Source organism: Gemmatimonas sp. (assembly GCF_031426495.1).
GTDB lineage: Bacteria > Gemmatimonadota > Gemmatimonadetes > Gemmatimonadales > Gemmatimonadaceae > Gemmatimonas.
Map to the genome: position 1 here is coordinate 76288 of NZ_JANPLK010000049.1, position 13959 is coordinate 90246.

General features: G+C 65.1%; 13 protein-coding genes. 3 read left to right on the forward strand and 10 right to left on the reverse strand.

Translation table 11 applies throughout. The features are described from left to right. Window positions 1-78: 78 nt before the first annotated feature. Genes RMP10_RS12755 through RMP10_RS12785 form a run of 7 tightly spaced genes read right to left on the reverse strand, consistent with a single transcriptional unit; the run spans window position 79 to window position 7816 of the window. Complete coding sequence (locus tag RMP10_RS12755) at window positions 79-1494, reverse strand: MATE family efflux transporter (RefSeq protein ID WP_310570625.1); 1416 nt, start codon at window positions 1492-1494, stop codon at window positions 79-81. Beyond that, entirely contained in the window at window positions 1487-3544 is a 2058-nt protein-coding gene (gene paaZ / locus RMP10_RS12760; protein ID WP_310570743.1) for a phenylacetic acid degradation bifunctional protein PaaZ, read from the reverse strand. Before paaZ ends, RMP10_RS12755 begins: the two co-directional genes overlap by 8 nt. Further along, window positions 3544-4149, reverse strand: coding sequence for a transferase hexapeptide repeat family protein (locus tag RMP10_RS12765; RefSeq protein ID WP_310570626.1), 606 nt, complete (start codon window positions 4147-4149; stop codon window positions 3544-3546). Before RMP10_RS12765 ends, paaZ begins: the two co-directional genes overlap by 1 nt. Window positions 4150-4154: 5 nt before the next feature. Further along, entirely contained in the window at window positions 4155-5378 is a 1224-nt protein-coding gene (gene pcaF / locus RMP10_RS12770; RefSeq protein ID WP_310570627.1) for a 3-oxoadipyl-CoA thiolase, read from the reverse strand. Between the two features lie 10 nt (window positions 5379-5388). Continuing rightward, complete coding sequence (locus tag RMP10_RS12775; protein WP_310570628.1) at window positions 5389-5808, reverse strand: hotdog fold thioesterase; 420 nt, start codon at window positions 5806-5808, stop codon at window positions 5389-5391. Continuing rightward, on the reverse strand, window positions 5805-7022 hold the full coding sequence (locus tag RMP10_RS12780) for a 3-hydroxyacyl-CoA dehydrogenase NAD-binding domain-containing protein (RefSeq protein ID WP_310570629.1): 1218 nt from the start codon (window positions 7020-7022) through the stop codon (window positions 5805-5807). Before RMP10_RS12780 ends, RMP10_RS12775 begins: the two co-directional genes overlap by 4 nt. Next, window positions 7019-7816, reverse strand: a complete 798-nt coding sequence (locus RMP10_RS12785) for an enoyl-CoA hydratase-related protein (RefSeq protein WP_310570630.1) — start codon at window positions 7814-7816, stop codon at window positions 7019-7021. Before RMP10_RS12785 ends, RMP10_RS12780 begins: the two co-directional genes overlap by 4 nt. 157 nt (window positions 7817-7973) lie before the next feature. Here RMP10_RS12785 and RMP10_RS12790 point away from each other — a divergent pair, with 157 nt between their 5' ends. The 3 genes from RMP10_RS12790 (at window position 7974) to RMP10_RS12800 (ending at window position 12210) form a co-directional block, all read left to right on the forward strand. Beyond that, a complete protein-coding gene (locus tag RMP10_RS12790; protein ID WP_310570631.1) occupies window positions 7974-8249 on the forward strand; it encodes a hypothetical protein in 276 nt (91 codons plus the stop codon). Between the two features lie 49 nt (window positions 8250-8298). Then, on the forward strand, window positions 8299-10437 hold the full coding sequence (locus RMP10_RS12795) for a transketolase C-terminal domain-containing protein (protein ID WP_310570632.1): 2139 nt from the start codon (window positions 8299-8301) through the stop codon (window positions 10435-10437). Between the two features lie 192 nt (window positions 10438-10629). Continuing rightward, window positions 10630-12210 (forward strand): Ig-like domain-containing protein, encoded by a 1581-nt coding sequence (locus RMP10_RS12800; RefSeq protein ID WP_310570633.1) that lies wholly within the window; start codon window positions 10630-10632, stop codon window positions 12208-12210. Between the two features lie 146 nt (window positions 12211-12356). Here the strand turns inward: RMP10_RS12800 and paaD are convergent, their stop codons facing one another. The 3 genes from paaD to paaB are packed head-to-tail and all read right to left on the reverse strand — an operon-like array spanning window position 12357 to window position 13951. Beyond that, window positions 12357-12845: a 1,2-phenylacetyl-CoA epoxidase subunit PaaD gene (paaD, locus tag RMP10_RS12805; protein ID WP_310570634.1), complete on the reverse strand. Its 489-nt coding sequence runs from the start codon at window positions 12843-12845 to the stop codon at window positions 12357-12359. Window positions 12846-12855: 10 nt separating this feature from the next. Then, a complete protein-coding gene (gene paaC, locus RMP10_RS12810; RefSeq protein ID WP_310570635.1) occupies window positions 12856-13656 on the reverse strand; it encodes a 1,2-phenylacetyl-CoA epoxidase subunit PaaC in 801 nt (266 codons plus the stop codon). 7 nt (window positions 13657-13663) lie between these two features. After that, window positions 13664-13951 (reverse strand): 1,2-phenylacetyl-CoA epoxidase subunit PaaB, encoded by a 288-nt coding sequence (gene paaB / locus RMP10_RS12815; RefSeq protein ID WP_171225156.1) that lies wholly within the window; start codon window positions 13949-13951, stop codon window positions 13664-13666. Window positions 13952-13959: the final 8 nt, after the last annotated feature.

Sequence of the window (13959 nt, forward strand, 5' to 3'; positions counted from 1 at the left end):
GGAAGGAACACCGGTCGTCGTGAGCAGGACTCACGCCGACCGGTGATTCTTCGTCGAGAACTCGACAAACACATTATTTCACCGAAGGTTCGAGGTTGTGTCCGTCACCTCGATCGCTTTCCACTTGCCCTGTTCGAAACGCCACACGCTGAGCGCACATCGCAGTGCGTGGCCCAGCACGATCGCCAACCAGATGTCGCGGGGCAGCAACGGCCGCGTGGCCTGCAGCGCCGTGAGCATGCCGATCGGAAGCGCGAACTGCGACACGAGCGTGATGAACAGCGGACTACGCGTATCGCCCGTGCCCTGGAGTCCGCCCGTGAAGGTGAGCGCAACGGTGATGAAGAGGCCCGACACGCTCAGATACGCCAACAGCTCGGTGCCGATCCGCACGGTGTCGGGCTGCGTGAGGCCGAACAGTCCGAGCAGCACCCCTGGAATCGTGAGGAACAGGATCCCCACCACCACGGCGATCACGAGCCCCATGCGGGCCGCCTGCCACACCGCCTGTCGGCTGCGCTCCGGCTGCTTGGCACCAAGATTCTGCCCCGCAATGGCCGCCGCCGCGCCCATGAGTCCGACCGAAGTCCAGGTGACGAGGGAGAACAGCTGTGAGTATCCGACGGCGTACGACGCCTGTGCTTCGGCGCTCATGCTAGTGGCGCCGATAAAGCGCAGCAGCATCACGCCGGCGATGTTCATGGCGATGCCCTGCAACCCGGTGGGCAATCCGAAGCGGAAGAGCGCGCGGATGATCTCCCAGTCGGGCTTCCAGCTCACGTGGCGGAAGTCGATGACCCAGCTGCCGTTGAACAGCTTGTAGATCGCGTACGCCCCCACGAGGCCGCTCGACAACACCGTGCCCATCGCGGCCCCGCGCGTGCCGAAGGCCGGCACGGGTCCAAAGCCGCGAATGAACAGCACGTTGAAGACGATGTTGCCGATGGTGACGGCGAGACCAAGCTTGAGCGGCGTGCGCGAGTCACCGGCCGAGCGCAGCGCGCCACCCAGCATGAAGAACAGCATCATGCCGAAGCCGAACACGAACATGATGCGCAGGAACGGCAGCGACTCCTTGAGCACCGCCGGCGTGGCGTTCACGAGACCAAGCAACCACGGCGCGGCGAAGTACCCGATGGGCGCCAGCACCCCGACGGACATGACCACCGCCAGCAGGAACGCCTGCGACGCGGCGCGATTCACACCAGCCTCATCTCCGGCACCGGCAAAGCGCGCAATGAGCACCCCCATGCCGCTGAACAACGACGCCAGAAAGACCATCACCACGAGAAAGATTTGCAGACCAACACCAATACCCGCGTTGCCGGCGAAGCCCACGAAGTGACCGACCATGGCGTGGTCGATCATGCCTTGCAGTCCGCCGATCATGTTCTGCAACACGGTCGGCCAGGCCATGCGCCACATAGCCGGGCCGATCGGTCCATCGATGATGGACCGATCCAGCTTACGCGCGGACGTGGTGGAACTAGCCAACGAGCGCCGGCTCACTCCGGCGCACGAGCGTGAGGATCGAGTATACCGCGACCGCCTCGCTCTCCTGATTCATCACCTCCACATCCCACTCCACGACGCCCTGCGGAATGGTGCCCTCCGGCGTGTCCTTCGCCGTCTTCTGCTTCACCGTGAGGCGCACGTGAATGGTGTCTCCCGGATACACCGGCTTGGTAAAGCGCAGCTTTTCCATGCCGTAGTTCGCCAGTACGGGGCCCAACGCCGGCTCCACAAACAAGCCGGCCGCCGCCGATACGATGAAGTACCCGTGCGCCACCCGCCCTTCGAAGACGCCGTTGCTGCGCGCGTCATCGTCGTTCATGTGCGCGTAGAACGTGTCGCCGCTGAGATTGGCGAACGCTTCGATGTCACCGAGCGTGATCGTGCGCGATTTCGTGATCAGGGTGTCGCCGATCTCGAGCTCGTCGAACGTCTTGCGGAACGGATGCACCGTGTCGGCATGCTCGTCCGCGCCCTTCGTCCACTCGCGCGTGATCGCCGTGATCATGCTGGGGCTGCCCTGCAACGCCACGCGCTGCATGTAGTGCGTCACGCCGCGCGCGCCGCCCATTTCCTCGCCACCACCCGCCCGTCCCGGTCCGCCGTGCACCAGCTGCGGCAGCGGTGATCCGTGCCCAGTGCTTTCCTTTGCGCTCGTGCGATCGAGCACGAGCATGCGGCCGTGAAAGGCAGCCGCTCCGAGAATGATGTCGCGCGCCACCTTCGGATCGGCGGTCACCAGCGAGCCCACCAGCGAGCCCTTGCCCAGGCGCGCCAACTGCACGGCTTCCTCGATCGAGTGATACGGCATGACCGTGTTCACTGGACCGAACGCTTCGATGTCGTGCGCTTCGAGACGCGTGAGCGGATTGTCGCACACCATCAGCATCGGCGCGAAGAATGCGCCCTTCTCACGGTCAGCACCGACCACGTCGAAGTCGCCGCCACCGAACACCAACTCCGCGCCATGCCGAATCATCTCGGCGGCGGAACGCACCGCATTGACCTGCGCGCGACTAGCGAGCGGGCCCATGCGCACCCCCTCGGCCGTCGGTGCGCCAATGGTCGTAGACGCGAGCCGCTTCGAGAGGGCCTTGATCACGTCTTCCTCCAGACCGGCGGGCACGATCGACCGACGGATCGCGGTGCACTTCTGACCCGCCTTCGTGGTCATTTCGCGCGTGACTTCCTTGATGAACAGGTCGAACTCTTCGGTGCCCGGTACCGCATCGGGGCCAAGAATCGAGCAGTTGAGCGAGTCGGCTTCCATGTTGAAGCGCACGGAATTCTTCACCACCGCCGCGCCGCTCTTGAGCTTCTGGCCAGTAGCCGCCGACCCGGTAAACGCGACGACGTCCTGCTCTTCGAGATGATCGAGCATGTCGCCGGCACTGCCGCACACGAGCTGAATGGCACCATCAGGGAGAATGCCGGTGTCCACGATGGTGCGGAACACCGCTTCGGCCAGATGACTGCCCGCCGTGGCCGGCTTCACGATGCACGGCACACCGGCCAACAGCGCTGGGGCGAGCTTCTCGAGCATGCCCCACACCGGGAAGTTGAACGCGTTGATGTGCACCGCCACGCCTTCGATGGGCACCAAGATGTGCCGCCCCACGAACGTGCCGTTTTTCGACAGCGGCTCGGTGGGGCCTTCCACGTGGAAGCACTCGTTGGGAAACTCGCGGCGTCCACGACTGGAATAGGCGAAGAAGGTGCCGATGCCACCTTCGATATCGACCCACGAATCGGTCTTCGTCGCACCGGTGAGATACGACAGCGCGTAGAAGTCGTCCTTGCGCTCCATCAGCACCTTGGCGATCGCCTTCAGCATCGCCGCGCGCTGATGGAACGTGAGCGCGCGCATCTTCGGGCCGCCCACCGAGCGGGCGTAGTGCATCATGGCCTTGAAATCGAGGCCGTCGCTGGACGACTCGCCGATCTTCTCACCGGTCACGGCGTCGAACAGGTCCGCCTTGCGGCCGGTGCCTTCGACCCACTGACCCATCGCATAGTTCTTGAGCAGGTACATCACGTAGTTCCTCCCTCGCGGGTGTCCTTCCAGTTCTTCAACACGCTCGATTGCGTGGGGCGATCAACGGGGATTTCGCGGAGCGGCTCGACCGCGCGCCAACTCGCGCGCATCGCCGCCGGCAACTGCTGATACAACTGTGTGCCCGACGTCTTCCACTCCAGCATGTCGTCGGTCACGTCCTTCACGATCTTGGCCGGATTCCCCACCACCACTTTGCGCGGCGGAATCTCCATGCCGGTCGGCACGAAGCAGAGCGCACCGACCACGCACCCCGCACCAACCACGGCGTTGTCCATGATCACCGCGTTCATGCCGATCAGGGCGTTCGCACCGATGTGCGCGCCATGCACGATGGCGCCATGTCCGATGTGCGCGCTGGCCTCGAGCCGCACGACCACACCCGGGAACATGTGAATCGTGCAATTCTCCTGCACGTTGCAGCCGTCCTCGATCACGATGCCGCCCCAGTCGCCACGAATGGCGGCACCGGGTCCGACATATACGTCACGACCGATGGTCACGTTGCCGGTAACCGACGCCTGCGGATGCACGAATGCCGATTCATGCACCACCGGGATGAAGCCGTCAAACGCGTAAATCACGGCGGTTAGACCCGCTCGATGATCATGGCGAAGCCCTGCCCCACGCCGATGCACATCGTGCACAGCGCATAGCGCCCGTTGCGACGCTGCAGCTCGCGCGCGGCGGTGAGCGCCAGGCGGGCGCCGCTCATGCCGAGCGGGTGACCGAGGGCGATCGCACCGCCATTGGGGTTCACCCGCGCATCGTCGTCGGCGACACCGAGTTCTCGAAGACAGGCCAGCCCCTGCGCGGCGAAGGCTTCGTTCAGTTCGATCAGGTCGATCTGATCGAGCCGGAGCCCCGCTCTCGACAACGCCAATCGCGTGGAGGGCACCGGGCCCATCCCCATGATGCGCGGCTCCACGCCGGCCGCCGCACTCGACACGATCCGCGCCATCGGCGTGAGGCCGTACTGCGACGCCGCCACGCCCGACGCGATCAGCAACGCCGCGGCGCCGTCGTTGAGGCCGCTGGCGTTACCCGCCGTGACCGAGCCCATGCCGTCGTGGCGGAACGCCGGCTTGAGCTTGGCGAGCGTCTGCATCGAGGTATCGGGGCGCAGGAACTCGTCCTGGGACACCACGACCGCATCGCCCTTCCGCTGCGGGATCGACACCGACACGATCTCCTCGGCTAACCGTCCCTCGCGCTGTGCCGCCGCGGCTTTTTGCTGCGACCGTACGGCGAAGGCATCCTGATCATCGCGCGACACGCCGTACTGCGCCGCCACGTTCTCGGCCGTCTCACCCATCGAGTCGGTGCCGTGCAGCTGCTTCATCTTCGGATTCACGAAGCGCCAGCCGAGGCTCGTGTCGAACAGCTGTACGTCGCGGGCGAAGGGCGTAGCGCCCTTCGACATCACGTACGGCGCGCGCGTCATGCTCTCCACACCTCCGGCGACATAAAGATCGCCTTCGCCGGCCTTGATGGCACGAGCCGCGCTCGCCACCGCGTTCAGCCCCGATGCGCACAATCGGTTCACCGTCTCACCGGGCACCGTGACCGGCAATCCGGCCAACAGCGACGCCATGCGCGCCACATTGCGGTTATCTTCGCCGGCCTGATTGGCGCAGCCGAGAATGACATCGGCGATCTGCGCCGGATCGAAGCTCGCCGAGGTCGCACTCACGCGCGCGAGCAGCGACACGATCGCGTGCGCCGCCAGATCGTCGGCGCGCACGGAACTGAGCGCACCGCCAATGTTGCCGATGGGCGTACGTAGGCCTTCAATGATGAATGCGTCGTTCATGAGGTCCGGGTCACAGCTGATGAGGAGTCGCCGTACGGTACACCGTGCCGCGAAAGTGTCCGACCAGTACGTCGGCCTGATTGCGAACGCTGACGTCGCAGAACGCCAGACGCTTCGTGGTGCTCTGTTCGACAGCGGTAGCGGTCAGCACATCACCCGGCCGCACGGCGACGGGAAAGCTGATGGAACAGTCGACGGCCACGCTTAGCATGCCACAGGCATTGGTGGCAAAGGCGAGCGCGCTATCGGCGAGCGAAAACATGATGCCGCCATGCGACGTGCCGAACCCGTTCACCATCTCGTCGCGAATGGTCATGCGCAGCACCGACGTGCCCACCTTGGACTCGACGACCTCGATGCCGAGCCACTGCGAGTACAGATCTCGCGCCATCAACGTGTTGACGACGTCGACGGCTGAGGGCGTGCTCACGAGTACCGCCGCGGGTCGAGCAGTGACGCGCCGGCCTGAACGGCGCGGCGCAAGCGGATGCTCGGGCGATAGCGATCGTCGCCGGTTTCCGACTGCAGCACCTGCAACTGGGCCAGCACGTTGGGGGCACCGATCTCATCGCCCCACTGCAGCAGGCCACGGGGATAGTTCACGCCGGTGGTCATGGCGAGTTCGATATCCTGCACCGACGCGAGCTGCAGATGCACCGCATCCACGGCTTCGTTCACGAGCATCGCCAGCACGCGATCCACGATGCGTTGCCCGAGGGCGGGATCGTCGTGAGGCGCCGGCGCCACCGCACCGTCGCGGTAGTCGTAGAACCCACGCTGGGTTTTCCGGCCCAGCCAACCGGCTTCCACCAGGCGCTGTTGGGCGTGCGACGGCCGATAGCGCGGATCGAGGAACATGCCTTCGAACACCGATCGTGTGACGGCGAAATTCACGTCGAGCCCGATGAAGTCCATGAGTTCGAACGGCCCCATGCGGAAGCCACCGATCGTACGCAGTGCCCAGTCGATGGTGGCGCAGTCGGCGATGCCTTCTTCGCGAATGCGCAGCGATTCACCGTAGAACGAGCGCGCCACCCGATTCACCAGAAACCCGGGCGTGTCGGCGGCGAGAACCGTGGTCTTGTCCCACGCCGTCGCGAGTGCGCGCGCCTCGGCGATCACCGTGTCCGCCGTGGTGATCGCCGGAATGATCTCCACCAGCGGCATGATCGGCGCCGGGTTGAAGAAGTGGACGCCCACGACGCGCTTCGAGTGCGTACACGATCCGGCCAGGGCCGCAATCGACAGCGACGACGTATTCGACGCCAGGATGGCCGTCGGGGCCACGATCGCTTCGAGTGCGCGCAACAGCTGCTGCTTGGCCGCGAGCTGCTCGATGATCGCTTCGATCACGAATCCGCAGGGAGCGAAAGCGGAAAGCTGCTCCGGGCTCACACCATCCACGTACGAGATGCGCGCCAGCACGGCGTCGGCCTGCTCGCGCGTCATGCGCCCCTTCTCCACCTCGCGGCTCAACGCTTTCGTATGGCCCGACCGCGCGCGCGCGGTCGACGCGGCCTGGGCATCGGCGAGCACCACGCTGTGTCCGTGTATGGCCGCGACCTGCGCGATCCCCGCGCCCATGGCGCCGGCACCGACCACGCCGACGACGGACTTCACCGTGTCCGTTGTCATGTCGCTCATGCGCCGCGGTACAGAGGCGCCCGCTTGTCGAGAAAGGCGCGCACGCCTTCTTCGTAGTCGGCCGTACGACCGGCTTCATGCATCGCGTTCGCCTCGACCTCGAGCTGTTCGTCGAGCGTATGCGAGAAGCTGGTCAGCATCGCGCGCTTGGTGAGACCGAAGCCGCGCGTGGCCTGCGTGGCCATCGAGGCGGCCATCGCCTGCACCGTCGCCATCAGCTCGGCCTTCGGCGCCACGTCCCAGATGAGTCCCCACTCTTTCGCCTTGAGGGCGGGAATCTTCTCGGCGAGGAAGAACATGCCCGTGGCGCGCTGCGTGCCCACCAGTCGCGGCACGAAGAATGTGCCACTGGTGTCAGGGATGAGACCGAGTTTTGCAAAGCTCTCCACGAAGCTGGTGTCGTCGGCCGCGATCGTGAGATCACAGGCGAAGGCCAGATTCGCGCCGGCGCCGGCGGCAATGCCGTTCACGGCGCACAACACCGGCTTCTCGATGGTGCGAATGGCACGGATGATCGGGTTGTAGCAGGTCCGCACGATCTCGCCGATATCCGGCATCGGTCCGTCGCCCTGCGGCAGCGCTTCGGCGAGATCCTGACCGGCGCAGAAGCCACGACCGGAACCAGTCAGCACGATGGCGCGCACGGCGCTGTCGCTCGACGCATCGGTGAGCGCCGCATGCAACGCAGCCGCCATCTCGCGGTTGAAGCTGTTGAGGACGTCGGGGCGATTCAGCGTCAGGGTGAGGACACCTTCACGCTGGTCGATCAGGAGGGAGGGAGTGGGTGAGGACATCTCTAAAAATACCATTCTCCCCGCGCGCGGGGGCCTCGAACGCGATTCACGGCTCCGTCCTCGAAATTGAACGTCCTGCACTCGCCAAGTGGGCTTCCTCGCGGTAGGATTGCCGTCAGCGACACGTTCGGGACCAACATCGGCCTGGAGTTCACGCATGGACGTCACCGTTTTGAGCTGGCTACAGAGCATCGGCTGGAGCGCGTTCACTTGGGCGCTCGGCGGCGTGCTGCTGGTGAACGGCGTGGCCTTGCTCGCCTTCATCTGGAAGGGCGAGCGCTCGCTGGTGAACGCCTGGACCGGCCCGGTGCTCGCCATCAACATCGTGCTCGTCGCGATCGGCATCGGCGTACCGATGGTCACGTCGGTGGCGCGGCTGGCAATTATCGGGATGCGCGGCGTGATCCCCGGCATCTCGATGTCTTCGCAATGATGGCGGCTCCGCTCCCGATCTGGGGGCCTGTTCGGCAGATTAATAGGCTATGCCTGCCAAGCCCGCTGTCCGGCCAGTCACCCGCGCCTCGTCTGCTTCACTGACGACTCCCCGCGCCGGGTTCGACTGGCGTCGCATCGCCTACGACACACTCGTGTCGCGCTCGCTCGACGAGGTCGAAGAGTCGACGAACAAGCTGCGCAATTCTGTGCCGCGTGAGCATCTGGTGCTCTACCAGTTCTCGGCGCGCGGCCACGACATGGCGCAAGTGATTCTGGGGTCGCTGATCGACGGCGTACACGACGGTGCCGGTGCGTATTACCGCTCGCGTCCGTTCCTGCTGTCGGTCGGCCTCTCGATTCCGGATGCGTTCGGCAGTCCACTCGGGCGCGCGGGCGGCTTCAGTGACGGTCGCGATATCGGGGTGGTGTGCAACCTGCCCAATCGCGCCGGGTGCACCGTCCTCCCGATGTCGGGCGACGTCGGCTCGCAGTACACGCCGGCCGCCGGATGGGCGCAGTCGATCACGTATCATCGCGACAGCTTGGGCGACGCGAGCTACGCCGGCTGCATGAGTGTCGCACTTGGCGGCGACGCGTCGGTGGCGACGAGCGGCTTCTGGGCATCGCTCACGATGGCGACCACGCTCAAGCTGCCGATGTTGTTCTACATCGAAGACAACGACCTCGGCATCAGTGTGCGTGGCGACATGCAGACGCCTGGTGGCGACATCGCGCGCAATCTCGCGTCATTCACGAATCTGTTTATCCGAAACGGTAGCGGCACCGACCCGCACGAAGCGGCCGGTCTGCTGCAGGAAGCGGTGGCGCACGTGCGCAGCGGCGAGGGGCCGGCACTGGTGCGGCTCACGGTTCCGCGCCTCTGCAGCCACTCGGGACCCGACAACCAGAAGGGCTATCGCACCGACGCCGAGCTCGCAGCCGATCAGGCGCGCGATCCACTGCCGAAGCTGCACGACTATCTCGTGCCCGCGTTCATGTCTGTGGCCGAGTGGGCGGAGCTTGAAGCGGAAGTGGCGCGTGACATCGCCGCCGGTCTCGATGAAGCGCGGGCGCGGGCCATCCCGAATCCCGCCACGATCGCACAGCACGTGATGGCCGACGAATCGCCCGATGTGGCGGAGGCGATGGGTGGATTGTCGCGCGCCGAGCGTGCCGCGCTGCCCAGCACCGAGATACCGAGCGACGACGGCGAATTGCTGCGTTACGCCGAAGCGATCCGTCGGACGTTGCGCCACGAGCTTGCCGTCAACCCAAAGGTCGTGGTGTTCGGCGAGGATGTTGGTCGCAAGGGTGGCGTTCACCTCGTAACGGAAGGGCTGCAGAAACAGTTTGGCAACGCACGGGTGTTCGACACGAGCCTGTCGGAAGAAGGCATCATTGGTCGCGCGGTGGCGATGGCGATCAGTGGCTTGATGCCGGTGGCCGAGATTCAGTTCCGGAAGTACGCCGATCCGGCCACAGAACAGCTGAACAACACCGGCACGATGCGGTGGCGTACGGCCAACCGATTTGCCGCGCCGATCGTGGTCCGTATGCCGGGCGGATTCGGTAAGGATGTTGGCGATCCGTGGCACAGCCTCAGCGACGAAGTGCGCTTTGCGCACGCGTATGGCTGGCAGGTGGCGATGCCCTCGAACGCGGCCGATGCGGTGGGTTTGCTGCGCGCCGCGATGCGGAGCCCCAACCCGACCATTTTCTTCGAGCACCGGTCGTTGCTGATGACCGGCGACGGCAGCGCCCGCTATCCGGGCGACGACTACGTGGTGCCTTTCGGCAAGGCGCGCATGGTCCGGGAAGGCACCGACCTCACGGTGGTGTCGTGGAGTGCCATGGTGCACCGATGCAACGAGGCGGCGGAATCGTTCGGTGATCGGGTCGAGTTAATTGATCTTCGTACCATCTCGCCGTGGGACCGGCAGTCGGTGCTTGCCTCGGTGCGGAAGACGGGCCGCTGCCTGATCGTGCACGAAGACAACATCACGGCCGGCTTTGGCGCCGAGATCGCCAGCGTGCTCGCGCAGGAGGCGTTCTGGCATCTCGACGCGCCGGTACGTCGGCTCGCCCCAATGGATATCCCGGTCCCGTATCACACGGTGCTACTGGACGCCGTCGTCCCCGGTGTGGAGTCGATCCAGGCCGAGATCGAGTCGCTGCTGGGCGTGTAATGGCTCATGGGGGTCGCCTGACGACCCCGACCATATCACCGCTGGTCCCGGTCCCAATGACCGCCGGGACCAACTGTGACGTATCGCACCGCTCCCATATGTCTTACGATTCAGTCGCCCTGCCCGGACAATTCCCTGGCGGGCGACCGGGCTATTGCTGTTCCCGTTCTTTGGCACTTACCACAGGATTCTATGACAAAACGACTGATCGGTCTCTCGCTGCTGACGGCGATGGCGGCGGTCCCCACGGCCCAGGCGCAAAACCTCGGCGAACGCATCGAAGTGGGTGTGTTCGGGCAGTACACCAAGATCGACGACAAGCTTCGCATCGATAACGTGGCCGGTATCGGCGCGCGCGCGGGTCTCTCCGTCTACAAGTGGTTGGGTGTCGAAGGTGACATTCAGGTCGGCAGCACGAAGGCCAACCGTGCCCCGAACGAAGACATCACCTATCGCCCGTTCCGCGGTCTGGCCACCATGACCGTTCCGTTCGTCCCGTCCAAGAAAGCGGCCCTGGTGCTCGGTGCCGGCTACGTGAACTCGGTGTACGCGGGCCGGAGCACGGCGAACGAATACGAGGAGGGCTTCTCGGCGCTCGTCGGTTTGAAGCTGTGCGGCAGCGGAAAGTGGGGCGCTCGTCTGGACGGCATCATGGACAACAATCCGTCGCCGAACGAGCAGAACCTCGAGGGCACGTCGCGCAACTTCGGCATCCGTGCCGGCGTGACGTATGCGCTGCGCGGCGGCTGCGCGTCGGTCGAGCAGTTCGACTGGGCGCTCAAGATCGATCCGGCCACGGCCACGATCAATCGCGGCAGCAATCGTCAGTTCGCGCTGTCGGCCGCCGACATGAAGGCGCGTCCGATTGAGATGCGGAAGGTGATGAACCTGACGTGCTCGTCGAGCGATGCGTCGGTGGCAACGGTGGACAACACTGCGAAGGTGACGGCCGTGAAGAACGGCACCGCCACCATCACGTGCAAGGGCATCGTCAAGAAGATCGAGCGTTCGGCCTCGAGCACGGTCACGGTTCCGGCGCCGGCGTGGAATCTCACGCTCACGCCGACCAGCGGTTCGACGGATGTCGGCAAGACGCTCTCGTTCGCGTCGAAGGCCACCGACGCCGATAACGTCGATCTCGGCGCGATCACGTGGAGCTCGGCCAACGCGTCGATCGCGTCGGTCAGCAACGGCACGGTGACGTGTAACGCCGCCGGCAGCACGACCATCACGGTCACCAAGACCGCCTACGGCACCACGCAGACGCAGTCGGCGACGGTGGCATGCAAGGCGCTTCCGGCGGCGCGTGTCGCGCTCGACGAGACGCTGTTCAACTTCGACAAGGCCGTCGTGCTGAAGTCGGGTATGGACACGCTCAAGGTCGTGCTCGACGCCATGAAGCGCATCCCGACGCTCCGTATTTCGGTGGAAGGACACACCGACTGGTACGGCGACGAAGGGTATAACAACAATCTCGCCAAGACGCGCGCCGCCGCCGTGATGGCGACGCTGCTCAAGCTCGCCGGCCCTGACGCCGCGTCGATCAAAGATCGCATTGTGTCGTCGAGCTTCGGCGAACAGTGCATCATCGCGCCGAATGGCGACGCCGATCCCGGCCCGCCGCGTCCGCGTGTCTCGGCGGCCAACAAGACCGCCCAGGCGCCGAACCGTCGCGTGGAGATCTGGCAGCTCCTGGACGGCAAGGGTGCGCCGAGCGCCTGCCGCTCAGCCGACGAGCGCGCGGGTCACGTGCCGTTTGGTGACCTGAAGTAGACGAACAACAACTGCAACCTCCCTAGTGAGCAGGGGGGAGGGTATCAGGAAGGAGGGTGCAGGAACCGCGAGCGGTTCACCTGCTTCCTGCCCCCTGATACCCTCCCCCCTGCTCACTAGGGAGTTTTCAGTCCAGAGATTTCAGTTCAGAGTGCCTTGAACTCGTCAAACGGCTGCCGACACGAATGACATACGTGAATCGCCTTGCACGCCGTGCTGCCGAACTCACTTTGCAGGCGCGTGTCATTCGAGCGGCAGAACGGACACTGCACCGCCACGCGTGAGCGTGTGAGCGTAATCAGTCCCTGCGGTTCGGCGCGCCCTGGCGGCGCGATGCCGTAGGCGCGGAGCTTTTCGCGCGCGTCGGGGCCGATCCAATCGGTGGTCCACGCCGGCGAGAGCACGAGCTTCACGTGCACATCGTGCACACCGCGAGCGACCAACGCCGTGCGGATGTCGGCTTCGATTTCGCGCATGGCCGGACATCCCGAGTACGTCGGCGTGATCGTGATCGTGACCGCGTCGTTCTGAATGGCGACGTCACGCACGATGCCCAGCTCAACAACGCTGATGACCGGGACCTCGGGGTCCATCACCGTGTTGAGGACCCCGTATATCTCGTTGGGACTCAGCATGCGTGGCGGCCTACCAGGAGGCGCCAGGATGCGAGCGCGCCACGATCTGCATGGCCGCCAGCATATGTCCCAGAGATTCGGTGTGAAAGCCGCGACGTCCGCCGCGACGCATGGCCGGGTCGGTCGGCAACGTGAGCGTAGCGCGCTGCACGACGTCCTTCACCATCGTGAGCCACAACGAATGCAGTGCGTCGTGATCGATAGCGATGAACGCCTCGGCGGCCACGGCGTCATCGACCGCGTCGTGGTCGAAGAGTTCGCCCGTGTAACGCCAGAGCGAGTCAAGCGCCTGCTGCGCGCGCTGATGACTCTCTTCGGTGCCGTCACCCAATCGCACCACCCACTCGCTACTGTGGCGCAGGTGGTACTTGTCTTCCTTGAGCGACTTGGCGGCGATGGCGGCGAGCCCTTCGTGTTCGCAGCGCGACAGCGCGTCCCACAGCAGCACGCTGTAGGCATCGAACAGGAACTGCCGCACCATCGTCACGGCGAAGTCGCCGTTCGGGATCTCCACCAGCAACGCATTGCGGTATGCCACGGCGTCGCGGAAGTACGCGAGCTTGTCGGCATCGCGGCCCTGCCTTTCGATTTCACCGGCGAGCGCCAGCAACGACGTGGCGTGTCCGATCAGATCGAGCGCCATGTTGGAAAGCGCGATGTCCTCCTCGAGGATCGGCCCGTGACCGCACCACTCCGACAGCCGATGCCCGAGCACCAGACGATCATCGCCGAGACGCAGCAGGTACTCGAACAGCGGGTTGGCAATCGGCGTACTGCGCGGAGCGGCCACCTGGAACGACGGTTCGGTCATCAGCGACTCAGAAGATGCGCACGCCACGCGGCGCGATATAGAACTGCGGATGGCGATACGGCTTGTCGTTACCCGGGTCGAAGAACGGACCGGCATCCGACGGCGCCGAGGCCACGATCGCAGCACTGGGCACCACCCACAGATTCACCGCTTCACCGCGACGCGCGTACACGTCGCGGGCGTTCTGCAGCGCGAGCTCGCCGTCGGGCGCATGCACGCTGCCCGCGTGTTCGAACGGCTCACCCTTGTTGGGCTGCGTGAAGACTTCCCAGAGGGGCCACTGACTGTCTGACATGGTCGAAA

Bases quoted from the DNA above. Each gene is read 5' to 3' on its own strand.
- paaZ (WP_310570743.1), bottom strand. From the start codon at position 3,544: ATGTACCTGCTCAAGAACTATGCGATGGGTCAGTGGGTCGAAGGCACC.
- pcaF (WP_310570627.1), bottom strand. From the start codon at position 5,378: ATGAACGACGCATTCATCATTGAAGGCCTACGTACGCCCATCGGCAAC.
- RMP10_RS12780 (WP_310570629.1), bottom strand. From the start codon at position 7,022: ATGAGCGACATGACAACGGACACGGTGAAGTCCGTCGTCGGCGTGGTC.
- RMP10_RS12785 (WP_310570630.1), bottom strand. From the start codon at position 7,816: ATGTCCTCACCCACTCCCTCCCTCCTGATCGACCAGCGTGAAGGTGTC.
- RMP10_RS12790 (WP_310570631.1), top strand. From the start codon at position 7,974: ATGGACGTCACCGTTTTGAGCTGGCTACAGAGCATCGGCTGGAGCGCG.
- RMP10_RS12795 (WP_310570632.1), top strand. From the start codon at position 8,299: ATGCCTGCCAAGCCCGCTGTCCGGCCAGTCACCCGCGCCTCGTCTGCT.
- RMP10_RS12800 (WP_310570633.1), top strand. From the start codon at position 10,630: ATGACAAAACGACTGATCGGTCTCTCGCTGCTGACGGCGATGGCGGCG.
- paaD (WP_310570634.1), bottom strand. From the start codon at position 12,845: ATGCTGAGTCCCAACGAGATATACGGGGTCCTCAACACGGTGATGGAC.
- paaC (WP_310570635.1), bottom strand. From the start codon at position 13,656: ATGACCGAACCGTCGTTCCAGGTGGCCGCTCCGCGCAGTACGCCGATT.
- paaB (WP_171225156.1), bottom strand. From the start codon at position 13,951: ATGTCAGACAGTCAGTGGCCCCTCTGGGAAGTCTTCACGCAGCCCAAC.